This window comes from Ruegeria alba, from assembly GCF_022321465.1.
In the GTDB taxonomy this organism is placed as follows: domain Bacteria; phylum Pseudomonadota; class Alphaproteobacteria; order Rhodobacterales; family Rhodobacteraceae; genus Ruegeria_B; species Ruegeria_B alba.
Window position 1 is genome coordinate 151,419 of the sequence record NZ_JAKOEM010000004.1, and the last position, 25,829, is coordinate 177,247.

Below are 25,829 nucleotides of genomic sequence, written 5' to 3' on the forward strand. Positions count from 1 at the left end.
ACCCGATGAGTCTGATCCCGGATATCACCGAGCTTTTGGCCCGCGCCCGTGCCGACCTGCGCATGGGGGTGCCGGTCGTGTTGCGGGACGAGGACGGGGATTGCACTCTGGCGCTTGCGGCCGAGACGCTGACAGCGGAGCGGCTGGCGGATATGCGGCAGTTGGGCGATCCGGTCATCGCTATCACCGGGCGCAGGGCGGAAACGCTCAAGGCGCGGGCCTATGATGGCGATCTGGCGCGGGTAAGCCTGCCTGCCGGGGCCGATCTGCGCTGGGTCCAGGCGGTGGCCGATCCATCGGACGATTTGAATACGCCGATGAAGGGGCCGCTGACGACATTGCGACAAGGCAAGGCCGGCTTGCACCGCCTGGCGATCAACCTGACCAAATCCGCCCGTCTGCTGCCAGCGGCGGTGCTGGTGTCGCTGCCCGAAGGACGCGATTTCGCCGCCGCGCACGCGCTGACCACGATTGACCACGCTTCGGCCGCGCCGCATCTGTCCGAGCGCAGCCCGCTGCACGTGGTCTCGGCCGCGCGCTTGCCGATGGAAGTTTCCGAGGCCGGGCGCCTGCATGTGTTCCGTCCCGAGGATGGCGGCGAAGAGCATTACGCGGTCGAGATCGGCCGCCCTGATCGGGACAAGCCGGTTCTTGCCCGGCTGCATTCGGCCTGTTTCACCGGCGACCTGATGGGCAGCCTGAAATGCGATTGCGGCCCGCAGTTGCGCGGCGCGCTGGCGCAGATGGGCGCCGAGGGTGCCGGGGTTCTGCTGTATCTCAACCAAGAGGGTCGCGGCATTGGGCTGGCCAACAAGATGCGCGCCTATTTCCTGCAAGATCAAGGGTTTGACACGGTCGAGGCCAACCACAGGCTGGGGTTCGAGGATGACGAGCGCGATTTCCGGCTGGGCTCGGACATCCTGAAATCGCTGGGCTTCAAATCGGTGCGGCTGCTCACCAACAACCCCGCCAAGATCGCCATGATGGAACGCACCGGCATCGCGGTGACGGAACGGGTGCCGCTCAAGGTAGGCGAGACCGCGCATAACCGGGGCTATCTGGCGACCAAGGCGGCCAAATCGGGCCATATGTTGTGAGCCCGCAGGATTTGGTCCTGACTCCGCGCGGGGTGCGGTTCTGGGGCCGCTATCTTCCCTGCTCCATCGGCAAGGGCGGCATCCGGGCCGACAAGCGCGAGGGTGACGGGGCGACCCCCGTCGGCATCCATCGCATCGTCGGCATGCTGTATCGCGCTGACCGGATCGCACCGCCTGCCCCATGGGCACGGCCCATCGGTCCGGGCGATCTGTGGTCGGACGATATGGGCGACGCGGCCTATAATCATCTCGTGCACGCGCCATACGGGCATAGCCACGAACGCCTGCGCCGCGGCGATCCTCTTTACGATCTGGTATTGGTGACCGACTGGAACTGGCCCGAGGCGGAACCGGGGCGCGGCTCGGCCATTTTTGTCCATCAATGGCGAAGGCCCGGCTATCCGACCGAGGGCTGCGTGGCCTTCAGCCGCCCCGATCTGCACTGGCTCGCGCGTCGGGTGCGGCCCGGAACGCGGTTGATCATCCCGCCGCTTTGACCCGGTCGCCGAAAATGGCAGAGCCGACCCTGACATGGGTGGCTCCCAGCGCGATGGCGCTTTCGAAATCGCCGCTCATGCCCATGCTCAGGCCCTCTAGCCCGTTGCGCGCGGCGATCTTGGCCAGCAACGCGAAATGCAGCGCGGGCTCCTCTTCGACCGGGGGGATGCACATCAGCCCGCGCACCGGCAGGTCAAGCGCGCGGCATTCGGCGATGAACCTGTCCGCTTCCATTGGCAGAACACCCGCCTTCTGATCCTCTTCGCCGGTGTTGACCTGAATGAACAGGTCGGGACACTTGCCCATTTCCTGCGCCAGCCGGGCAAGTGTCGTGGCCAGCTTGGGGCGATCGACCGAGTGGATGGCGTGCACCAACTCCATCGCCTGACGCGCCTTGTTGGTCTGGAGCGGGCCGATCAAATGCAGTTCCACACCCTCGTACCGCTCCATGAAGGCAGGCCATTTTCCTGCCGCCTCCTGCACGCGATTCTCACCAAAGATGCGATGCCCCTGCTCCAGCACCGCCTCGACGCGTTCGTTGGGTTGTACCTTGGACACCGCGATCAGCTTGACCGACCCATCCGGGCGGTTCGCAGCCCGTTCGGCCCTAGCGATGCGGTTCGTAATCTCTTGCAGCGACATGTCGTCCCCCGATCTGGCTTGCCGCAGAAAAACACCATGTCGGTGCAAAAGAAAAGGGCAGGTCCGAAGACCTGCCCCCATTCGATACCGTCAAGCGGTGTACAGCTTAGAAGCTGAAGTACACACCGGCCTGGAAGGTGTCGTTGTCGTTCGACGCACGACGGTAGCCTGCTTCGAAGGAAGCGCCGCCGCCCAGGTCGTACGAGTAGTGGATACCGTAGGAACCACCTTCGTTCATGTTCGAACCGGCGATTGCATCGCGGTTGTCGCCACGGCCGGCGAGAACGTCAGCTGCATCAACTGCGTCTTCGTCGGTGTAGAAGACCAGCAGATTCGAAGCCGAGCCGATATCCATGTTGCCATAGATGCCGAACTTCGAGATGCCGTCGTTGTCAGCATATGCAACGCGTGCGCCGAACTGGCCACCGTCCCATGCGACCGACACCAGGGTCTTGTCTTCCCACAGGGCGTCCGACGCCTGGTGAGCAGCTGCGACAGTCCAGTCACCGAAGTTGTAGGCAACCATCACGCCGATACGGTCCGAAGCAACGGCGCCGTTACGGGTCGAGTACGACAGGTGACCGGTGAAGCCACCAGCCGAGTACAGAGCTTCGATGCCGTTCACGCCAACGCCAGCCGACGAGTATGCATCCCAGTTGAAGAACTCGTTGTTCACGTTACCAACGTGCGAGTAGAAGCTGGCGCCGTCGATACCGATACCTGCGGTACGGGTCTCGAGGTAGGTGCCGGGCATGTTTTCAACTGCGCCGATGATGTTGCCGACGTTCACGCGGAAGCCCTGGTACGACACACCAAAGCGAGCGCCGTTGAATGCTGCGCCACCCGGGGTGTTGTCACGGCTTTCGGCCTGTGCACGGAAGCGAGCGTCGAACGCAACACCGGCGTCGGTTTCTGCCGACATGTCGAACTGCAGACGCAGACGGCTGGTGATGGTGGTCTTCGAGATACCGTTCACGGCGCGGTCGTTGGCGTCGTTGTAGTCCAGACCGAAGCGGCCGTAACCGCTGAGACGAACGTCTGCTGCTGCGACGCTTGCGGTAGCGATCAGCGCAGTCGTTGCGAAGAGAACTTTTTTCATCGTGTTTCCCTCGGTTTTCATTCATACGCCCAAACCAGTGAATCCGGCGTGGGTATGGACAGGGGTTTCGCTCTTTCGCCCCCCTGTTTGCAAGTCTTGGCGGCAAGCCCGGCGCAAAGTCGTCACGGATGGTGCAGCTTTGCCACAGTCCGGTGACCTGCCGAGGGAATTTCCCCCTCGCACCCGTCACAAAGCAGACAAAACCGCCTCGCACGCGTGCGTTCCCCCTATAGAGGCTTGCCGACCCCACGCGGCTTGGGTAGGACATTTGCCAACAGAAAGAAGCAGGACCGTCCAATGACCTTGCAGAACGCGTTCAAACCCACCCTCGTCCTTGCCCTGTGCCTGGGCTTGGCCGCTTGCGGCAATCGGGGCGGCGGTGTGCGTATCGCCGATGCGCCTCCGGCGGACGATTCCTATATCACCAACAACCGCGAGAGCGCGCCCACCAACTACGAGAAATCCTCGATCTGGGATGTGTTCGGTCCGTCCAAGGCCGAACAAACCGTTCAGGTAAACCGCTATCTCTGGGCGGCATCGCTGGATGTGCTCAGCTTCCTGCCGATCCAGTCGGTCGATCCCTTTACCGGGGTGATCGTCACCGGCTACGGCACTCCGCCGGGTGGCGGTCGCTCGTACCGGGCCACCGTGCACATCAAGGATCCGGCGCTTGAAGCCCGCGCGCTGAAAGTGTCGCTGCAAACCAGCGGCGGCGCTCCGGTCAATGCCGCCACCGCCCGCGCGGTCGAGGATGCGATTCTATCGCGCGCGCGCCAGCTGCGCATCGGCGACGACAAACTCTAGAACCTCGCGCCAATTCGCTTTATCACCACGCCGGGTTCACGCCCGGCGTTTGCATTCATCAAGGACCAGAACCGCCATGTCGCGCTATTCCGCCACCGAAATCGAAGCCAAATGGCAAGAGGCCTGGGACAAGGCAGGTATCTTCAGGGCCGCGCGCACGGCGGACAAGCCGAAATACTATGTGCTCGAGATGTTCCCCTATCCCTCGGGGCGCATCCATATCGGCCATGTGCGCAACTACACGATGGGTGACGTGATCGCGCGTTACAAACTGTCGAACGGGTTCAATGTGCTGCACCCGATGGGGTTCGACGCCTTTGGCATGCCAGCCGAAAACGCCGCCATGGCCAGCGGCGGCCACCCCAAGGACTGGACCTACACCAACATCGACACGATGGTCGCGCAGATGAAGCCGTTGGGCTTTGGCCTCGACTGGTCGCGGATGTTCGCCACCTGTGACCCGGAATATTACGGTCAGCAACAGGCACTGTTCCTTGATTTCCTCGAAAAGGGGCTGGTTTATCGCAAGAACGCGGTGGTGAACTGGGACCCCGTCGACATGACCGTTCTGGCCAATGAACAGGTCGAGGACGGGCGCGGCTGGCGGTCTGGCGCGCTGGTCGAGCGACGCGAACTGACGCAATGGTTCTTCAAGATCTCGGACATGTCGGGCGAGTTGCTGGATGCGCTCGACACGCTGGATGACTGGCCCGCCAAGGTGAAGCTGATGCAGGCCAACTGGATCGGCAAGTCGCGCGGGCTGCAATTCTCGTGGGCGCTGACCGCACCCGCCCATGGCCTCGACTCGCTCGATGTGTATACCACCCGCCCCGACACGCTGATGGGCGCCAGCTTCCTCGGCATCTCGCCCGATCACCCGCTGACCAAGGCATTGGAGGCCGAGAACCCGGATCTCGCCGCCAAGGTGGCCGAGATGCGCAAGGGCGGCACCACCGAGGAAGCCATCGAAAAGGCCGAGAAGCTGGGGGCCGATACCGGGTTGCGCGTGCGCCATCCGCTGAACCCCGACTGGGAGCTGCCGGTCTGGGTCGCCAACTTCATCCTGATGGATTACGGCACCGGCGCGATCTTTGCCTGCCCTGCGCATGACCAGCGCGACCTTGATTTCTGCCGCAAATACGACCTGCCGGTGATCGACACCTTTGTGGCGCTCGACGATCCAAAGCCGGTCGAGACCGAGGCCTTTGTGCCCCTGAAGACCGAAAAGGTGAAATGGATCGACCATTTCGCCGGGCTGGATGTGGCCACCGGACAAGAGGCGATCGACGCCACCATCGACTGGATGGAGGCAAAGGGCCTGGGCACTGGCGTGACCAAGTTCCGCCTGCGCGACTGGGGCCTGTCGCGACAGCGCTATTGGGGCTGCCCGATTCCCGTGGTCCACTGCGATAGCTGCGGCGTGGTGCCCGAGAAAAAGGAAAACCTGCCCATCCGGCTGCCCGACGATGTCACCTTTGACGTGCCCGGCAACCCGCTGGACCGGCACCCGACCTGGCGCAACTGCGCCTGCCCGTCCTGCGGTCAGCCCGCCCGGCGTGAAACCGACACGATGGACACGTTTGTCGATTCGTCTTGGTATTTCGCGCGCTTCACCGCCCCGCGCGCCGAAACGCCCACCGATATGGCCGAGGCCGAATACTGGATGAATGTCGACCAGTATATCGGCGGCATCGAACACGCGATCCTGCACCTGCTCTATTCGCGCTTCTTCGCCCGCGCGATGCATATCTGCGGCCACCTGCCCGAGAAATCGAAAGAGCCGTTCAACGCGCTCTTTACCCAGGGCATGGTGACCCATGCGATCTACAAGACCACCGGCGCCGATGGCCGCCCTGTCTATCACTACCCCGAGGCTGTGCGTCTCGAAGGCGGCAAGGGCTATCTGGAGGATGGTACCGAGGTCGAGATCATCCCCTCGGCCAAGATGTCGAAATCCAAGAACAACGTGGTGGACCCGGTGGCCATCATCGACCGCTTCGGCGCCGACACCGCGCGCTGGTTCGTACTGTCCGACAGCCCGCCGGAACGCGACGTGGAATGGACCGATGCCGGCGCCGAGGCCGCGCACAAGCACCTGAACCGGGTCTGGAACCTGTGCGACAGGATCGCCGCGATGGACCCCGCCACCCCCGGCGAAGGTGACGACGACCTGTTGCGCGAGATGCACAAATGCATCCGCGACGTGACCAACGGGATCGAAAGCTTTGGCTTCAACGCCTCGATCGCCAAGCTCTATGCCTTTACCAACACCCTGGCGAAATCCAAGGCCGGGGCGGCGGCACAGAAACAGGCGATCATGACGCTGGCACAGCTGATGTCGCCGATGACCCCGCACCTGGCCGAGGACATCTGGGCCCATCAGGGCGGCAAAGGCCTGATCGCGGCAGCCCCTTGGCCAGTCGCGGACGAGGCAATGCTGGTCGATGCGCTGGTTACCCTGCCGGTGCAGATCAACGGCAAGCGCCGCGCGGAAATCAGCGTGCCCGCCGATATGGACAAGACCGAGGTTGAAAAACTGGCACTCTCCACCGATGCTGTGCAAAAGGCGCTGGATGGCGCCGCACCGAAAAAGGTGATCGTCGTGCCGGGCCGGATCGTCAATGTGGTCGTTTAATCGCAGAACCCTGCTGATGGTGCCGCTGGCGCTGGCCGCCTGCGGCTTTCAGCCGGTTTATGGCCCTGGCGGAGCGGGCGATGCGCTGCGCGGCCGGGTCGAGGTTTCGGCCCCCGATGATGTCGAAAGCTATTGGCTGGTGCAGAATCTGGAACAGAGCCTGGGCCGGACCGCTGCCGCCGGCACCGACTATCTGCTGGACGTCAAGGTGCGCACCGCCTCGCAGGGGCAGGCAATCACCGCCTCGAACGACACCACCCGCTATTCCATCGTCGGCACCGCCGCCTATACCTTGACCAACAAGGAAAGCGGCGCAGTGATGGCCTCGGGCGAGGTCCGCAATTTCACCGGCTATTCCGCCACCGGATCGACCGTCGACACGCTGGCGGGGGAACGGGACGCGCGCCAGCGCCTGATGGTGATTCTCTCGGATCAACTGGTCACCCAGCTTTACGCAACGCTGGACCAACCGGCATGAAGCTGTCCCCGCGCGAGGCGGATGGCTATTTCGCCCGACCCGACGCGGGCAAGACGGGCATCCTGATCCACGGGGCCGATGCCATGCGCATCGCGCTGAAACGCCAGCAGATCATCGCGGCACTGATTGGTCCGGGGGGTGAGGAAGAGATGCGCCTGACCCGAATGCCGGGGGCTGAATTGCGCAAGGACGCGGCCCAGCTTTTGGACGCGGTCAAGGCGGTTGGGTTCTTTCCCGGCCCGCGCGTTGTCTTTGTCGAGGATTGCCCCGAAACCTCGGCCCCCGCAGTTCTGGCGGCGCTTGAGGACTGGCAGCCGGGCGATGCGCAGATCGTGGTGACCGCCGGTCAGTTGAAGCCGAGTTCCAAGATCCGCAAGGCCTTCGAAACCCATCCCAACGCCTATGCCGCCGGCATCTATGACGATCCGCCCTCGCGGGCCGAAATCGAGCGGATGCTGACCGCCGCCGGCATCCGTGACGTCCCGCCCGAGCCGATGACGGTCCTGTCCGATCTGGCGCGCGATCTGGGGCCGGGCGATTTCGCGCAGACGATGGAAAAGCTGGCGCTTTACAAGCTGGGAGACGCGGCACCTTTGGGGCTCGAGGACATTGCGGCCTGTGCCCCCCGCTCGACCGAGGCGGCGCTGGACGATGTTCTGAACGTGGTGGCCGAGGGCAAGGAGGGCGAGATCGGACCATTGATCCGTCGTCTGCAAGCCCAGGGCACGACGCCGGTCAGCCTGTGTATCGGGGCAACCCGACATTTCCGCACGCTCTATGCCTGTGCCTCGGCCCCCGGTGGCCCGGCGCAGGGCATCGGCACATTGCGCCCGCCGGTCTTTGGCCCACGCCGCGACCGCATCCTGAGCCAGGCCAAGCGTTGGGGCGCAAGGCGACTGGAAGCGGCCCTGACGGTGCTGACTGATACCGACCTCGCCTTGCGCTCGGCCGGGCAATCGGCGCCCCAGATGGCGCTGGTCGAGCGGGCGATGATCCGGCTGGCGTGGCTGTCCCGGTCACGGTGACGTTACGGCCTCGCACGCAGGGCTTGACCCCGCGCGCGCCGACACCATCCTGCAACGGGATCATCAGAATGGGAGAGGATCATGTACAAGGTCTATGGGCGGGTCAAAAGCCGTGCTTCGCGTGTTTTGTGGCTGCTCGAAGAGTTGGGGCAACCCTACGAATTCGTCGATGTCGGCCCGCATGACCCACAGGTCAAGGCCCTGAACGGCAGCGGCAAGATCCCGGTGCTGGTCGATGGAGAGCACGTGATCACCGACAGCTCTGCCATCATGACCTATCTTACCGACAAGCATGGCGACCTGACCTATCCCGCTGGCACGCCCGAACGCGCCAAGCAGGACGCCTTGTTCCACACGATCCTTGACGAGATCGACGGGGTGCTGTGGGTCGCCGCCCGCCACGGGTTCATCCTGCCCGAGGACAAGCGCGTGCCCGCCGTCATCGACTGTGCCAAATGGGAGTTCGAGCGCAATCTGGCGCGTCTGGAATCCCGTCTGGGCGACCCGTTCGCAATGGGGGACAAGATGACGATCGTCGATATCCTGTTGGTACATTGCCTCAACTGGGCCTTTGGTGCCGGTTTCCCGATCACTTCGGACCGGATCAAGGCCTATGGCAAGGCGGTACGCGCGCGTCCCGCGTTTCAGCGCATGGGTGCATTGACCCCGGCCTGAACCCAAGCCGCCGCCGCGCGGCCGGCCCAGCGGCCGGTCGCCAGGCATCCGGTCAGGAGGTAGCCGCCAGTCGGCGCCTCCCAATCCAGCATCTCGCCCGCGCAGAACGTGCCGGGCATCTGCTTTAGCATCAGTCCCTCATCCAGCGTCGCGCGCGGCACCCCGCCTGCGGTCGAAATCGCCTCGTCCATCGGGCGCAGGCCAGCATGGTGCACCGGCAATCGCTTGAGCAGCGCCGCCAATGCCTCGGGCGCCTGCGGCAACGGGCGGCCGAATTCCATCAGCAGTGACCGGCTTTCAGGGTTCAATTTCAAAATCTTGCGCAGATGCGACGACAGGCTGGCCTTACCCCGCGGACGCGCCAATCGAGCGGCCACCTCTTCCAGCGGCAGGTCGGGCAACAGATCGACAAACAGGGGAACGCCCTGCCGGACCGCCGCCGAGACCGCATAAATGCCGCCGCCCTCAAGCCCACGGGCAGAAATCACCGCCTCGCCCCGGCTGCTCAGCGCCCCCGCCTGCCAGGCCACGCCCTTGACCGGGTGACCGGCCAGCGGCGCCATATGCGCGGACCAATCGACCAGCAACCCGGCATTGGCAGGCGCAAAGGGTGTCAACTCCACCCCGCGCGCCTCGAGCAACGCGGCCCAGGCCCCGTCCGAGCCGAGCCGGGCCCAGCTGGCCCCGCCCAGCGCAAGCACGGTGACCAAAGGTTCGATCCGTTGCGCCCCCTCGGGCGTGTCGAAACAGAGCGCTTCGGCCTGCCAACCGGTCCAACGCCAGCGAGTGCGAATCTCGACCCCTAGCCCCGCCAGTTCCGCCAACCAGGACCGCAACAGCGGAGAGGCCTTCATCGCGGTCGGAAACACCCGCCCCGTCGAACCGGTAAACAGGTCCTGCCCCAGGTCGCGCGCCCAATCCTGAACCGCATGGGCATCAAAGGCCGCCAGCATCGGGCGCAGCCACTCGGCCGCATCGCCATAGGCGGCAAGCAGCCGCTCAAGAGGCTCGTCCTTGGTCAGGTTCAGACCCGACTTGCCCGCCATCAGGAACTTGCGCGCAACCGAGGGCTTGGCCTCGGCCACCAGCACCGGCAGGCCGGCGCGGGCCAACTCGCCCGCGGCCATCAGACCCGCCGGTCCTGCCCCTATCACGACCGCCGGTTTCATGCCTGCCGCGTCTCGATACTGCCGGAAAGTTCCACCACCCGATGCGGATAGGGGATTTCGATGCCGTTCTCCTTGAGCGCGTTCCAGATCAGGAAAAGCACATCTGACATGAACTTGTTCTTGCCGTCATCGATCCCCTCGACCCAGAATTCGACCGCGAAATCGACCCCGCTCTCGCCGAAACCGCGCAGCTCGCAATCGGGCGGGAAGGGGTTTGCCAGCACGCCGGGATGTGCCGCCACCGCCGCCTCGATGATCGCGGGCACCCGGTTGATATCGGTGTCATAGCTCACCGAAAACGGTGCCTCGTATCGGTTGGCGCTTCCCTGATCCGAGAAGTTCACCACCCGCGTGGTGATGAAATCCTCGTTCGGGACCACGATCCAGCGCCCGTCGAATGTCTCGAGGATGGTTGCGCGCGCGGTCATCTTGACGATGGTGCCGGCCTCTCCCCCGTCGAGTTCAACGTAATCGCCGACGGTTGCCTGCCCTTCGAGCAGCAGGATGACGCCCGAGATGAAGTTCGAGGCGATCTTTTGCAGGCCAAAGCCGAGGCCGACGCCGATGACCCCGCCCAGAACCGCCAGCGAGGTCAGGCTGATCCCCATGATGTTCATCACCAGCAGGAAGGCGATGCCGAAGATACCGATCTCGACCGCCTTGACGGTCAGTTCGCGCATCGCCGGGCGCATTTCACGCTGTTGCTTGATGAATTGCGCCGACTGGTCGTTGGACCAGCGCCCGAGCCAGAAAATGGCGCCGCCCACGACAAGGAAACGCAACGCGAAGAGCAGCGAAAAGGACAGGTTGCCCAGCGGCACCACGGTCTGGTCCAGCTTGGCCATGGCCGGTTCCAGAAGGCCCAGCGCATAGAGCGCCGCCACCGGGATCAACACGTAACGGCCCAGCAGCTTCATCAGCGGATCGTCGAGGATTTCGCGCACCAGAATGCGGGCGGCCAGGAACAGGAACACCCGCTTGCCAAAGGCAATCACCGCGCCCGAGCCGAACAGCGAGCGGGTGACACTCTCGCCGATGCCGGTAAAGACATAGGCCAGGAGCGGCAGCAGCAGCGGCACGAAGATCAACACGAAACGGCGGGTCCGCGACAGCGGATCCATCTGTCCCGAGGCTGGGGTCAGCAGGCGCGACAGTGGCTCACGCAACCGGCGCGCGGCATAGAGCGCCACCAGATAGGCCACCATCAACAGGGCGAATTGCGACCAGGCGGCCGGGCTCGACAGCCAGCCCAGCGCAATTGTCCAGAGACGCTCGCCCTGTTCGATCAGGCTGTTCAGCAGCTCGGTCTGGGCCTGTGTTCCGAATTCCATGGGTCTCTCCACTTGCGCCGTTTGCACGGTGGTGCATCCTCTTGCCCATGACAGACAAGGAAAACAAGTGCCCGGATCTCCCCCCACCCGAAAGGGTCTGCCCGTTATGCGAACGGCCGATACCCGAAGGCGACGGCAGCCAGCACCACCTGATCCCCCGGCTGAAGGGTGGCAAGGGAGGACCGACGGTCCTGTTGCATGTCATCTGCCACAAGGAGATCCATGCCACCCTGACCGAGGCGGAACTGGCGCGCAGCTTTCACACGGTAGAGGCTCTGCGCGCCCATCCCCGGTTGGCGAAGTTCCTCGCCTGGGTGCGCAAACGACCCCCCGGGTTTCGCTCGAAAGTGCCGGGCGGGCGGCGCAAACGCTAGCGACTCAGAGCCTTGACGCGCGACGGCGACCGGAAACCTGCAAGGTTTCCGGCCCGGTTTCGTTGCACGAAACCGGCGCTGTCCTGAAGGGCTGGTCAGGAACAGAGCCGGGAAATACCTGCCGCAACCGCCGGATCGGCGGCCAGGGAATCGGCCACCAGCGCGCGGGCGGTCTCCATCAGCTGTTCGGCGGGTACGATCCGGTCGATCAGGCCGAAGTCATAGGCCTCCTGCGCGGAGATTTTTTGCCCCGCCATCAGGATCAGCCGGGTCCGCGCCGGGCCGATCAGCGCCGCCATGCGGGCCGGATCGGAAGGTTGCGGCAGAAAGCCAAGCTTCATCACCGGATAGAACACCTTGGCCTCGGGCACCGCGATACGCAGGTCGCAGGCCAGTGCCATGCCGTTGGCGCCACCCGCCAGTGTGCCGTTCAGGGCCGCGACCGTCAGGCAAGGCAGCGCCGCGATCGCGCCTGACAGCCGCTCCCACAGGTCCGAGGTCGCCAGCCCCGCCCGCGCGGCCTCGAGATCGGCGCCGGCGCTGAACACCTTGCCACGCCCGGTCAGGATCAACGCCCGCGCCTCGCCCGCCGTCTCGGCGATCTCGACCAGCCGTTCCAGCATGGCCACCGTCAGCGAATTGGCCTTGTCGGGGCGGTTCAGGGTGACGGTCCACAGACCCCCCTCCTTTTCGAGTTCGATCATGCCAGCCCCACACGCTTGCGAATTTCTTCGTCCCTGAGCGAGATCTCGGTGCCCAGAAACGCGTCTGACTCGGGCCCGCACATCCACAACAGCGCCCGCGCCGGCCAGTCGGCCGGGATATGCGCCGACCAATCGAGCTGGCTGACCGGGTTGATGCCCGACCCCTTGATCTCGCGCTGCATCTGGGTGGCAACCGTACCCGGCGACAGGCCCATGGCGCGGATGCCGTGATGGCCCTCTTCCAGATGCAGGCAGGCGGTCAGCATCGCTGCCCCGGCCTTGGAGGCGCAATAGTGGCTCCAGGCCTCGACCGGGTTATGGGCGGCGCCTGAACTGACTGTCAGGATGGTTCCGCCGCCCGACTTGCGCATCACCGGCAGTGCCGCGCGCATGCCGTAATAGACACCCTTGAGGTTGATATCGATGGCGTGGCCCCATCCAGCCGGGTCCGAGCTGGCCAGATGCGAGATCGGCTCGATCACACCTGCGTTATTGATCAGCACGTCGAGCCCGCCGAACCGCGACACCGCCGCGTTCACCGCACCCGCCACCTGCGCCGCGTCGGCCACGTCGCAAGCCAGTGCCAGCGCGGTCTCGCCGATCTCGGATGCCTGCTCGGCCAGCGCCTCGGCGCTGCGTGCCAACAAGACGACATTGGCCCCGGCCGCGGCAAAGACGCGCCCGGCCTCGGCCCCGATCCCCCGGCTTGCGCCAGTGATCATAACGGTTTTTCCCTGCATTCCGGTCATCCACCTTCCTCCCGTGTCTGCTCTGCCAAGTCCTACGCCGTGACGCGGGAAGGGTCCAGTACCACCCCCCTTGACGCCCGTTGCCCACCGAAACACGATAGGGACGAAATTGATCCAGAGAGGTTCTTGTGATGCCCGTTTTCCTCCGCCGCACGTCCGGCGCCGTACTCGCCTATGCCATTGCAACCCAGGGCGCCTGGGCCGATCTGACCGCCGAGCAGGTCTGGGCCGACTGGAGCGCCTATCTGGGCGGCATGGGCTATGACGTCGCAGGCACGGAAAGCCGATCGGGCAACACGCTGACGATCACCGATTTCAGCATGTCCATGGGCATTCCCGAGCAGGACAGCGCGATGTCGTTCTCGATGCCACAGATCACCATGACCGATCAGGGCGACGGATCGGTGCGGATCGGCCTGCCCGAAGAATTCCCGCTGACCTTCGTTTTCTCTGTCGAGGACGAGGCACCGGTAACCGGTACTCTCACCTATACCAACCGCAACATGTCCATGGTCGCGACCGGCGACCCGGATGACATGACCTATGATTATAGCGCCGATCAGGTCAGCCTGCGGCTCGCCTCGCTGGAGGCCGATGGCGAGACGATGCCCGCCGATGCGCTGAGTTTCCTGCTGGAGATGACGGCCATCTCCGGCACCTCGGAAATGAAACTGGGCGAGATGCGCGATCTGGTGCAAAGCTTCACCGCCTCCGGCCTGACATATGCGCTGTCTTTCGACGATCCCGACTCGGACGATGCGGGGAACTTCTCGGGCACGCTTTCGGATGTACACTATTCCGGCACCGGCAGCCTGCCGACCAGTTTTGACGCGACCAACTTCTCGGACATGCTGAAATCGGGTTTCGCCTTTGACGCGCTGATGAGCTATGGCGCTGGCAGCGGCAATATGGCGGCCAAGGGTGATGGCGACGATTTTGCCATGACATCCTCGTCACAGGGTGGTGATTTCCGGATCGCCATGGATGCCAGCCATGTGGTCTACGACCTCAAGGGCCGCCAGTCGCAGATTTCCATGACGACACAGGACCTGCCCTTTCCGATCGATCTGGCGATGGCGGAATCGGGGTTCAAGCTGGATATCCCCACCCAGGCGGGCGACGATCCGCAACCCTTCAGCTTTGGCATGAACCTGACCGATTTCACCATGTCGGACATGATCTGGGGCATGTTCGACCCCGCCGGTGCCCTGCCGCGCGATCCGGCGACCGTGGCGCTTGACCTGTCGGGCCTGGCGACGGTTCTGGTCGATTTCCTCGATCCGACCGTGGCCGAAACGCTCGAGGCGACCGGCGGTGCGCCGGGCGAGCTGAACGAGTTGACCATCAACCAGCTGCTGGTCTCGCTGGTGGGGGCCAAGCTGACTGGTACTGGCGCCTTCACCTTTGACAATTCCGACTACGAATCCTTTGACGGCATTCCGGCGCCTTCGGGCGTGGCCAACCTGACCCTGTCCGGGGCAAATGCGCTGCTCGACAAGCTGATCGCCATGGGTTTCGTGTCCGAGGATGACGCCATGGGCGCACGGATGATGATGGGCATGCTGGCCGTACCCGGCGATGCGCCCGACACGCTGAACTCGAAGATCGAGATCAACGAACAGGGCCATATCCTCGCAAACGGTCAGCGTATCAAGTAACGGCTCCAGCGGGGTGCGCGCATCGGCTGCGCGCCCTGCTAACACCTTGGTCACCCGAACCGCGCCCTGCGGGGCTTGCAGCGGGCGGCGGCGGGGGCTACCTCCCTGACAACAGCCAAAGGACAGCCCATGCCGCACAAGGCCGAAGACCTCAGCCACGCTCTCTTGCACGCCGCCCGTCAGGCTGGCGCCGAAGCCGCCGATGCGTTGGTGGTCGAGGGTACCTCGGTCTCGGTCGAGGTGCGCGGCGGTGCCCTGGAACATGCCGAACGTTCCGAAGGGACCGATCTGGGCCTGCGGGTGTTTGTCGGCAAACGGCAGGCGATCGTGTCCAGTTCGGACAGCCGCCCCGAGGCGATGGCCGCGATGGCCGAACGCGCGGTGGCGATGGCGCGTGAAGCGCCCGAGGACCCTTACGCCGGGCTGGCCGACCCCGATCAGCTGGCGCGGAACTGGGACCTTGCCGCGCTTGATCTGCGCGACCCCGCCGCCGAACCGGAGCCCGAGGCGCTGATGCAGGACGCGCTGGCCACCGAGGCCGCCGCCGCGGCGGTAACCGGTGTTACCCAGGTGTCGGACGCCGCCGCGTCTTATGGACAGCATCATGTGCATCTGGCCGCCAGCAACGGGTTTTCCGGCGGATACGGGCGCAGCGTGCGCTCGCTTTCCTGTGTTGCCATATCGGGCAGCGGAACAGGGATGGAGCGGGACGCCGATGGCGACAGCCGCACATATCAATCCGACCTGCGCAGCCCCGAAGACATCGGCCGCAGCGCCGGCGAACGGGCGGTTGCCCTGCAAGGCGCGCGCAAACCGGCAACCGGCAGCTATCCGGTACTGTTCGATGAACGCATCTCCTCTTCGCTGATCGGGCATCTGCTGGCAGCGGCCAATGGCGCCTCGGTCGCGCGCGGCTCATCCTGGCTCAAGGACCATCTGGGCGAACAGATCCTGCCTGCCACCTTGTCCCTGGTCGAGGATCCGCATCGCCCGCGTATCTCGGGTTCGCGCCCTTTCGATGCCGAAGGATTGCCCACACGGGCGCGCGCCATCGTGCAAGACGGAGTGCTGACAGGCTGGACGCTGGATCTGGCCAGCGCCCGCAAGCTGGGGTTGGCCTCGACCGGCAATGCCACGCGCGGCGTATCGGGCCCGCCCTCGCCCAGCAACTGGAACCTGACGCTGACCCCCGGCACGGCGTCGCGTGACGATCTGATGCGCGATATGGGGACAGGGCTGCTGGTGACCTCGCTGATCGGGTCGACGATCAACCCCAACACGGGCGACTATTCGCGAGGGGCCTCGGGCTTCTGGATCGAAAACGGCCAGATCGCCTATCCGGTCAACGAATGCACCATCGCGGGCAATCTGCGCGACATGTTGCTGCGGATGATCCCGGCAAACGATGCCCGCCCCTGGCTGTCGCGGGTGGTACCGTCGATCCTGATCGAGGGGATGACGCTTGCCGGAAACTGACCTCGACCTGTTGATCCGCGCCGCACACGAGGCCGGGCGCATCGCCACCCGCTACTCAGGCCGCGATGCCCAGAGCTGGGACAAGCCCGATGGCGCCGGCCCGGTGACCGAGGCCGATCTGGCGGTGAACGCGATGCTGGCCCAGATGCTGCCCGCTGCCCGCCCCGGCTATGGCTGGCTCAGCGAAGAGACCGAGGATACCGCCGCTCGGCTGGATCACGACCGTGTTTTCATCATCGACCCGATCGACGGCACCCGCAGCTTTGCCGAAGGGTCGCGCACCTGGGCGCATGCGCTGGCGGTGGCGGATCGGGGCGTTGTTACCGCCGCCGCCGTCTATCTGCCACAGCGTGACCTGCTGTTCACCGCCGCGGCGGGCGGTGGTGCCTTTCTGAACGGCGAACCGATCCGGGTCTCGGCGCCCACCGACCTGGCGCAGGCGCATATTCTGGCCGCGCGACCAAATCTGCGCCCCGAACACTGGACCGGGGGACAGGCGCCTGAGTTCCACCGCGACTATCGTCCTTCGCTTGCCTATCGTCTGGCGCTGGTGGCGCAGGGGAGATTCGACGGGATGCTGACCCTGCGACCCAGCTGGGAATGGGATATCGCGGCTGGCGAGTTGATCCTGCGCGAGGCGGGCGGGCTTTGCACCGACCGGAGCGGTGCGGCCTTGCGCTTCAACAATCCCAAACCCCGGCTGGACGGGGTCATCGCCGGTGGGGATATCGTGCATCGCGGCCTGTTCGGCGCCCTCGATCCCGCCGGTACGGGCATTACGGCGCATTGACCGCGGCGGTCCTTGGCGCCCGATGACTTGACCCGGGCCGCCAAACCCGTAGGGTGCCGCCGATTTCAACCCCTCTCCGTCAGGAGCGCCGCATGGCATCCACTGCCCAGACCGACCGGCGATCCGGCGCCCCTGAAGGCATTGCGCCACGAGGGCAGGACTAAGCCATGGCACGGTCTCTCAGCCTTGCGGCCTATCGCGTGCTCAATTGGCGGGGTGTGACCCCCCCGGGCCGGGACATGCCGGATCGCCCCGAGGGCGAACTGGTCTGGATACATGTGAACAACCGCAGCCGGTTCCCCGCGCTTTGCGATCTGTCGCAGCGGCTGGTCGCCCTGCGCCCCGAGCTAAGCCTGCTGTTCACAATCCCGGCGGATATGCGGATCGATGACTGGACCGCGCCCCGTGGTCATATCTCGGTCCTGCCCGAGGATCACCCCGCCCCGGCGCGCCGGTTTCTGGATCACTGGCGTCCGGATCTGTGCCTGTGGTCGGGTGGCGCACTGAAACCCAACCTGATCGACGAGACAGACAGCGCCGGCATTCCGATGCTGCTGATCGACGTCTCTGAACGCGAGCTACAGGCCCGCCGCCACCGCTGGCTGCCAGATCTGACACGCACCATGTTGGATTGTTTCGACATGATCCTGACCGATGGCGAGGCAACCGCGCGCTATGTGCGACGGGCCGGCATCTCGCCAACCAAGGTCCGCGCATCGAGCCCGCTGCAAATCAGCGCAAACCCCACGCCTTGGCCCGAAGAGGAACTGGTCGAGACCAACGCAACCCTGGGTGGCAGGCCGGTCTGGCTGTCGGCCTGGACCCAGCCCAAAGAGTTCATCTCGGTTTTGACCGCGCATCGCCACGCGCTACGGCTGTTGCACCGGCTCTTGCTAATCGTGCATGTAGTCGACCCGAGCGAGGCTGGACCGCTGCGCACACGGCTCGAGGCGATGGATTTGCGTTGCGCCGACTGGGATGCGGGCGACCGGATCGAGGATTCAACTCAGGTTGTGATCAGCGCCCATGCCGAGGATCTGGGCCTTTGGTACCGGATTTCACCGCTGACCTTCATGGGCAGCTCTCTGGAATTCGGCACTGGTGGGCGCGATCCGCTGACCGCGGTGGCGCTGGGTTCGGCGCTGCTTTACGGTCCGAATGTGCGTGCTCACATGGAGACATATATACGGCTGGCCTCTGCCGGCGCCGCGCGCTCGGTGCGCGATGCCGAGGCGCTGGGGCGCGAGGTCGTCGACCTGCTGGCCCCGGACGCGGCGGCCCGCATGGCCCTTGCGGGCTGGCAGGTTGCCACGGAAACCGCCCATCTGACCGACGAATTGATCGACATGGTGCAGGACCGGCTGGACCGGCGAAAGGCGGTTCATGCGAGCACCTGAATTCTGGCAGAACGATCCGGCACATCCGGGCTGGCAGTCGCGGCTGCTGGCGCCGCTGGGCGCGCTCTATGCCCGCGCCACCGCACGGCGACTGGCGGGCGGTGATCCGATCAAGGTGCCAGTACCGGTGATCTGCATCGGCAACCTGAACGCGGGCGGCACCGGCAAGACCCCCAGCGCGATCTGGGTGGCCGAGCGGCTGCGCGATGCCGGGCACGAACCGCATGTGGTCACGCGTGGCTATGGCGGCACGCTCGAAGGCCCGGTGCAGGTCGATCCACGCCGCCACCGCGCCGAGCAGGTGGGTGACGAGCCCTTGCTGCTGGCTGCCTTTGCCGAGGTCTGGGTGGCCAAGGACCGCGCCGCAGGCGCCCGCGCGGCGGCAGCGGCGGGGGCCAGCGTGATCATCCTGGATGACGGGTTCCAGAATCCCGCAGTGGCCAAGGATCTTTCGATCGTCGTTGTGGATGCGGCCCAGGGGTTTGGCAACGGGCGCTGCATTCCCGCCGGCCCATTGCGGGAACCGGTGGCAACAGGTCTTGCCCGTGCCGACCTTGTTCTGGCCCTGGGAGATGCGCAGGCACAGGACCAGTTTCGCGACACCTGGGGCGCCGCGCTGACCGTGCCATTGATCACTGCCGAGCTGAAGCCGCTGCGCACCGGGATGGACTGGACCGCGACCCCGGTGCTGGCCTTTGCCGGGATCGGCAACCCGGCCAAGTTCTTTCGCACGCTTCGGGCCGAAGGTGCCGATCTGCGCCGGGCCGAGGCGCTGGACGATCACCAGCCGCTGACACCGGCCCTGATGACCCGGCTGGAAAACGAAGCGCGGCTTTTGGGCGCCCAGATGGTGACGACCGAGAAGGATGCCGTGCGGCTGCCACCCGTATTCCGGTCCAAGGTCATCACCCTGCCGGTGCGGCTGGAGGTCACGGACGAGGACAGATTGCGCGGTATCCTGCTGGCCGCCGCGCCGCCCCCGCCCTGAGGTCAGCTACCCAGTTCGGCCTCGATCAGGGCCTTGAACCCTTCATAAGCCTGGTTCTCGACCTTCTTGCCATTGATCATGAAGCTGGGGGTCGAGTTGATCTCGTCCCGGGTCGCGTGCTCCTGATACCAGGCCACCAGCGTCTGTGCCATGGTGGCATCGCCCAGACACGCCTCCAGCTTGTCATTCTCGATCCCGGCCAGGCGACCGATCTTGCGCAGCTCCTCGGCGATCTCGGCCGGGCCACCGGCGCGCGACCATTCGGCTTGCCCCTTGTAGATCAGGTCGGAAATGCCAAAGAACTTCTCGGGACCCGCACAGCGTGCCACCATCGAGGCCCAAAGACCGTAACGGTCGAAATACACCTCGCGATAGACAAAGCGCACCTTGCCGGTGTCGATGAAATCGGCCTTGAGCTGCTTGTAGGGGCCCTGGTGAAACGCCGCGCAATGCGGGCAGGTATACGAGGCATATTCGATGATTTCGACCGGCGCGTCCTCGGCCCCTTGCACCATCTCGACAATGGTCGAGGTGTCGATTTCGGCCTGCTGCGCCTCGGCGCCGCCGATAAACGGGTTGGCGGGCAGGTTGCCCTGTGACGGCAGGGTCAGCCAGTAGGCCCCCGCCACGACAGCCACACCGGCAAACACCAGGGTTCCCAAACGGTTCATCTTTCTGCCCTTTCTCAAGATTTCTGTCTCGATAAAACGTTCTGCGCCAACCTTTCAAGGGCCGCGCGCAAATCTTCATCTTTGGCGCCATCGGCCACCCGCGCCGCTTCGGCCACGATTTCGGGGCGCGGGACGCTGGTGGCGGTCTTGGGGCGGTGATCGAATGTGGCCTGACCTTCGGCAAAGCCGACGGGCGCGGTCTGGGTGATGCGGACCCGGCTGATGGCGTTATAGCCATAGGCGGCGTTCACCCGTTCGCGCAGCTGTTCCTTCTGCATTTCCAGCATCGGCGCCTGGGCCCCGGTGGTCAGCACCGTCAGCGTCGCGCCAAAGCCACCCTTGCCATAGCCGATGTTGACCGGGCGGGCGATGGCGGCCAGATCCTGTCCGACGATCTCGGCCCAGTGGGTCAGCACCCGGCCCACGGCAAAGCCGCGCGTTTCGCCAGCGCGGCGAATCTGATCGCCCAGCACGCTGGCGGTGCGCTTGAAGCCACGGGTCGAGGAACGTCTGCTTGCCATCTGGAATCCGACTCTGTTGCCGCTATTCTAAAGCCCACGCACAGCGGCACCAGTGAAACCGATAGAAGCAAGGGAATTTTCGTGCGCGACCTCCAACACTTTGACGTGAGCGGTGCGCTGCTCGACTGGTACGACCGCCACGCGCGCGAAATGCCGTGGCGGGTGGGGCCAGCGGCGCGCGCGGCAGGCACGCGCCCCGACCCCTATCGCGTCTGGCTGTCAGAAGTGATGCTGCAACAGACCACCGTGGCGGCAGTGCGCGACTATTTCCACCGCTTCACCACCCGCTGGCCAACGGTTGCGGCGCTGGCCGCCGCACCGGACGAGGCGGTAATGGGAGAATGGGCGGGCCTTGGCTATTACGCCCGCGCCCGCAACCTGCTGAAATGTGCGCGCGCGGTAAGTGAGGAGCACGGCGGCCAGTTCCCCGACAGCTACGAGGGGTTGATCGCCCTGCCCGGCATCGGCCCCTATACCGCCGCCGCCATCGCCGCCATCGCCTTTGACCGGGCCGAGACGGTGCTGGACGGCAATGTGGAACGGGTGATGGCGCGGCTACACGACGTGCAAGAGCCGCTTCCGGGCGTGAAGCCGGTGCTGAAGGAGCACGCCGCCGCGATAACCCCGGCCAAGCGGCCCGGCGATCACGCCCAGGCGATGATGGATCTGGGCGCGACGATCTGCACCCCGCGCTCGCCCGCCTGCGGAATCTGTCCGCTGCGCCCCCCCTGCCTGGCCCGCCAGCGCGGCACCGTCGCCGACCTGCCCCGCAAAAGCCCCAAAAAGCCCAAGCCGATCCGCCATGGGCATGTCTATCTGGCGCAGCATTCCGACGGTGGCTGGCTGATGGAGCGTCGCCCGGACAAGGGCCTGTTGGGGGGTATGTTGGGTTGGCCCGGTTCGGACTGGTCCGAGGCCCCCGAACCCTCTCCCCCCTTCGAGGCCCAATGGCGCGAACTGCCCGCAGAGGTGCGCCACACCTTTACCCATTTCCACCTGATCCTGCGCATTCATACGGCGCCGCTGGAGGTCGACACCGCGCCCGAGGGGCTGGTCATCATCGACAAACACGCCTTTCGCCCATCAGACCTGCCCACGGTGATGCGCAAGGCCTTCGACCTCTGGCGCGGCCAATAGCGTCATGGGCAGACCCCGAAAAAACGGTTATGTTTCAGGCATTCGGATGTGGAGCCTGCAATGATCCCCACGGAAACCCTGGCCCGTTGGCAAAGCGCTATGCCGTTCTGGCTGTCCTTCCTTCTGATCCCGCTGGTCTGGATCGTGGCCAGCCAGGGCGGATGGTGGCTGTTGGCGGTCCCGCTTTCGACCTGGTGGGCGTTTGCGGTTTACGATCAGGTAACGGGCCTCAACGAGGAAAACGCCGACCCCCAGACCGGTGACGAGGCGTTGGGCTGGTACATCCTGCTGCCCAAGCTTTGGGTGCCGCTGCAATTCGTCACGCTTTACGGGCTGATCTGGTACGCCACCCGCGCCGATCACCTGTCGACCGGTGAAAAGATCGCGCTGTTCTTTGGGGTCGGGGTGATTACCGGGACCATCGGCATCAACTATTCCCACGAATTGATGCATCAGAAGAACCGGTTCGAGCGCTGGCTGGGCGATATCCTGCTGGCCATGGTGCTTTACTCGCATTTCCGGTCCGAGCACCTTCTGGTGCATCACCGCCATGTGGGCACCCCGCGCGACCCTGTCACCGCGCGTTACAACGAAGGGTTCCATCGCTTCTATCCGCGCGTCCTGGTGCAATGCCTGCGCTCGGCCTTTCGCGCCGAACGCGAGATGCTGGCCCGCAAGGACCGGCGCTGGACCGATCCAGCCAATCCGTTCTGGCGCTATTGGGCCTTGCAGGGGTTGATGCTGGCGCTGGCCGGGCTGCTGGGCGGTTGGGCCGGGATCGGCCTGTTCCTGGTTCAGGCAGGCACCGCGATCTGGCAGTTGGAACTGGTGAACTATGTCGAGCATTACGGCCTGACCCGCAAATACCTGGGCGACGGCAAATACGAACATGTGATGCCGCGGCATTCCTGGAACGCGGCGCAAAAGGCCTCGAACTGGCTGCTGATCAACCTGCAACGCCATTCGGACCATCACTACAAGCCCGACCGGCGGTTTCCCCTGTTGCAAAACCATACCGAGGCGGATGCGCCGCAGCTGCCCTATGGCTATCCGGTGATGACGGTGGCCGCGATGATCCCACCGCTCTGGCGGCGAGTGATGAACCCGCGCGTGCGGGCTTGGCGGCACCGGTATTACCCCGAGATCACCGACTGGAAGCCCTATAACAAGGCGCTGAACCCGACCCCGCGTTGAGTTCTGTTACAGAACCCAGACCGCCATCGGATCCGCCATGCCCGGGATCATCTCGCCCCGGCGTTCGTCGAACCCATCCATCAGGATCGCCCCACCCTCTGCCTCCACCTGGCGGCGCAGATCGTCGCTGATCACAATGCCGGCGTCATAGACCCGCGACTGGGCTTCCAGCTTGGCGGCAACGTTCACCGTGTTTCCGATCACAGCGAATTCCAGCCGATTGGCACCGATATCACCCAGAACCGCAGGGCCGTAATGCACACCGATCCCGGCCCGGATCTCGGGCTCGCCCTGGCGGCGGCGCTCGCGGTTCCAATCACCGATCACCTTGGCCATGGCGCGGGCGCAGGCCAGCGCGTTGCTGCCATCGGTCTCGCCGGCCACCGGGGTGCCGAATGTCGCCATCAGCCCGTCCCCCAGGTATTTGTCGAGTGTGCCGTTATGGCGGAACACTTCACCCTCCATCCGGGCGTGAAAACCACGCAGCACCTCGATCACCTCATAGGGGTCGCGCCCTGCGGCAAAACGGGTAAAGCCGATTATGTCGATGAACAAAACGGCGATATCCTGTTGCCGCACCTGTTTCAGCGGCTCGTCATTCTGGCTGAGCGCATCGACCACATTGGGCGAGAAATAGCGCGACAGGTTGGCGCGTTCGCGTTCCAGCCCGGCATTGGTGGTCAAGAGCCGGTTGAAACGCCGCACAGTCACCCCGAGCGTGACCGCAACGATCAGGAACACCACCACCTCTTGCACGCGGAGTTGAACCATGAAGCTGTTGGGCTCCATCACTTCGGCCACGTCGGGGAAACCCGCGAATGCCGCCTGCGCGCGGGCGCTTAGCTCGGCAATAGGTTCGGACTGCCACCGGGCGACAACCCAGCCAAGCGTCCACAGGATCGCGGTCCATGTGCCGATTGTAATCACCGTACGCCAGGAATAGGCCAGCGTCCCCGCCGCCAGGATGACAAAGAAGTACTGGAAATTGTCGAACCGGTACTGCATCGCCAGCGGTCGCACGTCGTCGGACAGCGGGTTGGGTATCACCATGCCCAACGTCATGATCAGCAGATCGGCGAGGATCAGCAAGAGCTCCAGCCGCGATTGCCCGACACGCCCCGCCCGCCGGATGAACCAGCCATTGACAGCGAGCAGCGCCAGAATGCCGTGGTAATAGATCACGTCCCAATGCGGGTTCACAAAGATGAGCAGCACCGAGATCACTGCCATCGCGACCCAGCGCGCGCGCACCGCCAGTTCCAGCCCTTCGCGCTTGTGCTTGCTCAGCGCCGCCTGAGTAAACCGGTTGTCGAAATCGAACTCGTCGGGCTGGGTAAAAAAGAACCGCTCACGGCGCGGAGGCGCTGCTGTGCTGTCGGTCATGGGTCGTTTCCTTCGTTCCTGCCCTATCAGATAGTCACAATAGGCCGGGGCGGGTACCGGGTGCGACAAAGAAAAAACCCCGCCGACATGCGGCGGGGCAAGGTGTAGTGCCATGTGTCAGGCCACAGGCACCGGCGGTATTCTTGGGATCTTACGAGGTCAGTTTTCCAGTTCCGCCCGGATTTGCTGGCGCAGAACATCGATCGGCACCGTCTTGCCGTCACGCTTGAAGCACCAGTAGGTCCAGCCATTGCACGACGGCGCATTTTCCAGATGCGCGCCCACCTGGTGGATGGAACCCTTGATATTCTGGCCGATCAGCGTGCCATCGGCGCGCACCTTGGCCTTGTGCCGCTGGTTCATGCTGTAAAGCTCTTCGCCCGGACGCAGCATGCCGCGCTCAACCAACTGACCAAAGGGAATGCGGGGCTCGGCCCGTTTGCTGGCGCTGACTTCCAGCGCCTCGCGGTCGAACTTGCGCACCTTGGCAATACGTTTTTCGGCGACCTTGCGATAGGCTTCCTCACGCTCGATGCCGATGAACTCGCGGCCCAGCATCTTGGCCACTGCACCGGTGGTGCCGGTGCCAAAGAACGGGTCCAGCACCACGTCACCCGGATTGGTCGAGCTGACCAGAACCCGGTGCAGCAGCGCCTCGGGCTTTTGCGTGGGATGCGCCTTGTCGCCGTTTTCGTCCTTGAGCCGCTCATGCCCGGTGCAGATCGGCATGACCCAGTCGCTGCGCATCTGCACACCTTCGTTCAGCGCCTTGAGCGCCTCATAGTTGAACGTGTACTTGGCGCCTTCGGCCTTGGACGCCCAGATCATCGTCTCATGGGCATTGGTGAACCGCTTGCCACGGAAATTCGGCATCGGGTTCGATTTGCGCCAGACCACGTCGTTTAGGATCCAGTACCCCGCATCCTGAAGCGCCGAGCCGACCCGGAAGATGTTGTGATAGGACCCGATCACCCAGATCGCGCCATTGGGTTTCAACAGTCTCCGGGCGGCCTTCAACCAGTCGCGCGTGAACTGGTCATAGGCGGCAAAGCTGGAAAACTGGTCCCAGTGGTCATCGACCGCGTCCACTTGGCTGTTGTCGGGACGATGCAGCTGGCCCTTGAGTTGCAGGTTATATGGCGGATCGGCAAAGATCAGATCCACCGACGCCTCTGGCATCGCGTTCATCACGTCGATGCAGTCGCCGGCTATAATCGTGTTTAAAGGGAGCGCTGTTGCGCCCTTTGTCTTGGTCGTCGTCATAGTCTGCCTCAAGTTCCACGGCGCTTTTTGCGCTCATTTGGTTGATGACAGGATGAGTCAAACCGGATTCG

General features: G+C 64.6%; 25 protein-coding genes. 15 read left to right on the plus strand and 10 right to left on the minus strand.

All coding sequences use genetic code 11. The annotated features are described in order from the left end of the window. Positions 1–5: 5 nt before the first annotated feature. Positions 6–1,097 carry a GTP cyclohydrolase II gene (ribA, locus tag MB818_RS07520; protein ID WP_234167555.1) on the plus strand — a complete coding sequence of 364 codons (1,092 nt, stop codon included), beginning with the start codon at positions 6–8 and terminating at the stop codon, positions 1,095–1,097. Beyond that, positions 1,094–1,594 (plus strand): L,D-transpeptidase family protein, encoded by a 501-nt coding sequence (locus tag MB818_RS07525; RefSeq protein ID WP_234138402.1) that lies wholly within the window; start codon positions 1,094–1,096, stop codon positions 1,592–1,594. The genes ribA and MB818_RS07525 overlap by 4 nt, the downstream gene beginning before the upstream one ends. On the opposite strand, the gene MB818_RS07530 is transcribed toward MB818_RS07525, so the two are convergent. Then, complete coding sequence (locus MB818_RS07530; protein ID WP_234138400.1) at positions 1,578–2,237, minus strand: YggS family pyridoxal phosphate-dependent enzyme; 660 nt, start codon at positions 2,235–2,237, stop codon at positions 1,578–1,580. The two genes, MB818_RS07525 and MB818_RS07530, sit on opposite strands and share 17 nt — an antisense overlap. 106 nt (positions 2,238–2,343) lie before the next feature. Next, on the minus strand, positions 2,344–3,336 hold the full coding sequence (locus MB818_RS07535) for a porin (RefSeq protein ID WP_234138397.1): 993 nt from the start codon (positions 3,334–3,336) through the stop codon (positions 2,344–2,346). 297 nt (positions 3,337–3,633) lie between these two features. Between MB818_RS07535 and MB818_RS07540 the strand changes: the two genes are divergently transcribed. The 5 genes from MB818_RS07540 to MB818_RS07560 all read left to right on the plus strand — a co-directional run bounded on the left by MB818_RS07540 (position 3,634) and on the right by MB818_RS07560 (position 8,953). Continuing rightward, complete coding sequence (locus MB818_RS07540) at positions 3,634–4,140, plus strand: DUF3576 domain-containing protein (RefSeq protein ID WP_234138395.1); 507 nt, start codon at positions 3,634–3,636, stop codon at positions 4,138–4,140. A gap of 76 nt (positions 4,141–4,216) precedes the next feature. After that, entirely contained in the window at positions 4,217–6,775 is a 2,559-nt protein-coding gene (gene leuS, locus MB818_RS07545; RefSeq protein ID WP_238904653.1) for a leucine--tRNA ligase, read from the plus strand. Further along, entirely contained in the window at positions 6,762–7,253 is a 492-nt protein-coding gene (lptE, locus tag MB818_RS07550; protein WP_234176824.1) for an LPS assembly lipoprotein LptE, read from the plus strand. Before leuS ends, lptE begins: the two co-directional genes overlap by 14 nt. Next, positions 7,250–8,278: a DNA polymerase III subunit delta gene (gene holA / locus MB818_RS07555; RefSeq protein WP_234144424.1), complete on the plus strand. Its 1,029-nt coding sequence runs from the start codon at positions 7,250–7,252 to the stop codon at positions 8,276–8,278. The genes lptE and holA overlap by 4 nt, the downstream gene beginning before the upstream one ends. Before the next feature lie 81 nt (positions 8,279–8,359). Then, entirely contained in the window at positions 8,360–8,953 is a 594-nt protein-coding gene (locus tag MB818_RS07560; RefSeq protein ID WP_234144425.1) for a glutathione S-transferase family protein, read from the plus strand. Here the strand turns inward: MB818_RS07560 and MB818_RS07565 are convergent. Together MB818_RS07565 and MB818_RS07570 are read right to left on the minus strand one after the other, a co-directional pair. Continuing rightward, positions 8,923–10,122 carry a TIGR03862 family flavoprotein gene (locus MB818_RS07565; RefSeq protein ID WP_234176826.1) on the minus strand — a complete coding sequence of 400 codons (1,200 nt, stop codon included), beginning with the start codon at positions 10,120–10,122 and terminating at the stop codon, positions 8,923–8,925. The genes MB818_RS07560 and MB818_RS07565 overlap by 31 nt on opposite strands. Further along, positions 10,119–11,453, minus strand: a complete 1,335-nt coding sequence (locus tag MB818_RS07570) for a mechanosensitive ion channel family protein (RefSeq protein WP_238904655.1) — start codon at positions 11,451–11,453, stop codon at positions 10,119–10,121. Before MB818_RS07570 ends, MB818_RS07565 begins: the two co-directional genes overlap by 4 nt. Positions 11,454–11,500: 47 nt before the next feature. Here MB818_RS07570 and MB818_RS07575 point away from each other — a divergent pair, with 47 nt between their 5' ends. After that, positions 11,501–11,827 carry an HNH endonuclease gene (locus MB818_RS07575; RefSeq protein WP_238904657.1) on the plus strand — a complete coding sequence of 109 codons (327 nt, stop codon included), beginning with the start codon at positions 11,501–11,503 and terminating at the stop codon, positions 11,825–11,827. A gap of 95 nt (positions 11,828–11,922) precedes the next feature. Here the strand turns inward: MB818_RS07575 and MB818_RS07580 are convergent, their stop codons facing one another. Next, positions 11,923–12,531, minus strand: a complete 609-nt coding sequence (locus tag MB818_RS07580; protein WP_234176828.1) for an enoyl-CoA hydratase/isomerase family protein — start codon at positions 12,529–12,531, stop codon at positions 11,923–11,925. After that, a complete protein-coding gene (locus MB818_RS07585; protein WP_234176829.1) occupies positions 12,528–13,280 on the minus strand; it encodes an SDR family oxidoreductase in 753 nt (250 codons plus the stop codon). The genes MB818_RS07580 and MB818_RS07585 overlap by 4 nt, the downstream gene beginning before the upstream one ends. A 131-nt stretch (positions 13,281–13,411) precedes the next feature. Between MB818_RS07585 and MB818_RS07590 the strand changes: the two genes are divergently transcribed. The 5 genes from MB818_RS07590 to lpxK all read left to right on the plus strand — a co-directional run bounded on the left by MB818_RS07590 (position 13,412) and on the right by lpxK (position 19,589). After that, positions 13,412–14,938: a DUF2125 domain-containing protein gene (locus MB818_RS07590; protein ID WP_234216425.1), complete on the plus strand. Its 1,527-nt coding sequence runs from the start codon at positions 13,412–13,414 to the stop codon at positions 14,936–14,938. Positions 14,939–15,067: 129 nt separating this feature from the next. Further along, entirely contained in the window at positions 15,068–16,414 is a 1,347-nt protein-coding gene (locus tag MB818_RS07595) for a TldD/PmbA family protein (RefSeq protein ID WP_234163171.1), read from the plus strand. Beyond that, positions 16,401–17,204, plus strand: coding sequence for an inositol monophosphatase family protein (locus MB818_RS07600; RefSeq protein WP_234216427.1), 804 nt, complete (start codon positions 16,401–16,403; stop codon positions 17,202–17,204). The genes MB818_RS07595 and MB818_RS07600 overlap by 14 nt, the downstream gene beginning before the upstream one ends. Before the next feature lie 167 nt (positions 17,205–17,371). Next, on the plus strand, positions 17,372–18,601 hold the full coding sequence (locus MB818_RS07605) for a 3-deoxy-D-manno-octulosonic acid transferase (protein WP_234176833.1): 1,230 nt from the start codon (positions 17,372–17,374) through the stop codon (positions 18,599–18,601). Continuing rightward, a complete protein-coding gene (gene lpxK / locus MB818_RS07610; RefSeq protein ID WP_238904659.1) occupies positions 18,588–19,589 on the plus strand; it encodes a tetraacyldisaccharide 4'-kinase in 1,002 nt (333 codons plus the stop codon). The genes MB818_RS07605 and lpxK overlap by 14 nt, the downstream gene beginning before the upstream one ends. Before the next feature lie 2 nt (positions 19,590–19,591). Here the strand turns inward: lpxK and MB818_RS07615 are convergent, their stop codons facing one another. Next, the gene (locus MB818_RS07615; RefSeq protein ID WP_234138364.1) at positions 19,592–20,260 is read right to left on the minus strand and encodes a DsbA family protein; all 669 of its coding nucleotides are present in this window, start codon (positions 20,258–20,260) and stop codon (positions 19,592–19,594) included. Between the two features lie 14 nt (positions 20,261–20,274). Beyond that, positions 20,275–20,781: a DUF721 domain-containing protein gene (locus MB818_RS07620; protein ID WP_234182583.1), complete on the minus strand. Its 507-nt coding sequence runs from the start codon at positions 20,779–20,781 to the stop codon at positions 20,275–20,277. A gap of 81 nt (positions 20,782–20,862) precedes the next feature. Between MB818_RS07620 and mutY the strand changes: the two genes are divergently transcribed. Then, on the plus strand, positions 20,863–21,918 hold the full coding sequence (gene mutY / locus MB818_RS07625) for an A/G-specific adenine glycosylase (RefSeq protein ID WP_238904662.1): 1,056 nt from the start codon (positions 20,863–20,865) through the stop codon (positions 21,916–21,918). Positions 21,919–21,978: 60 nt separating this feature from the next. Next, positions 21,979–23,112 (plus strand): alkane 1-monooxygenase, encoded by a 1,134-nt coding sequence (locus MB818_RS07630; protein WP_234138356.1) that lies wholly within the window; start codon positions 21,979–21,981, stop codon positions 23,110–23,112. 6 nt (positions 23,113–23,118) lie between these two features. Here the strand turns inward: MB818_RS07630 and MB818_RS07635 are convergent, their stop codons facing one another. Further along, positions 23,119–24,495, minus strand: a complete 1,377-nt coding sequence (locus tag MB818_RS07635) for an adenylate/guanylate cyclase domain-containing protein (protein WP_234138353.1) — start codon at positions 24,493–24,495, stop codon at positions 23,119–23,121. Positions 24,496–24,654: 159 nt separating this feature from the next. Next, complete coding sequence (locus MB818_RS07640) at positions 24,655–25,758, minus strand: site-specific DNA-methyltransferase (protein WP_234138342.1); 1,104 nt, start codon at positions 25,756–25,758, stop codon at positions 24,655–24,657. Between the last annotated feature and the right edge of the window lie 71 nt (positions 25,759–25,829).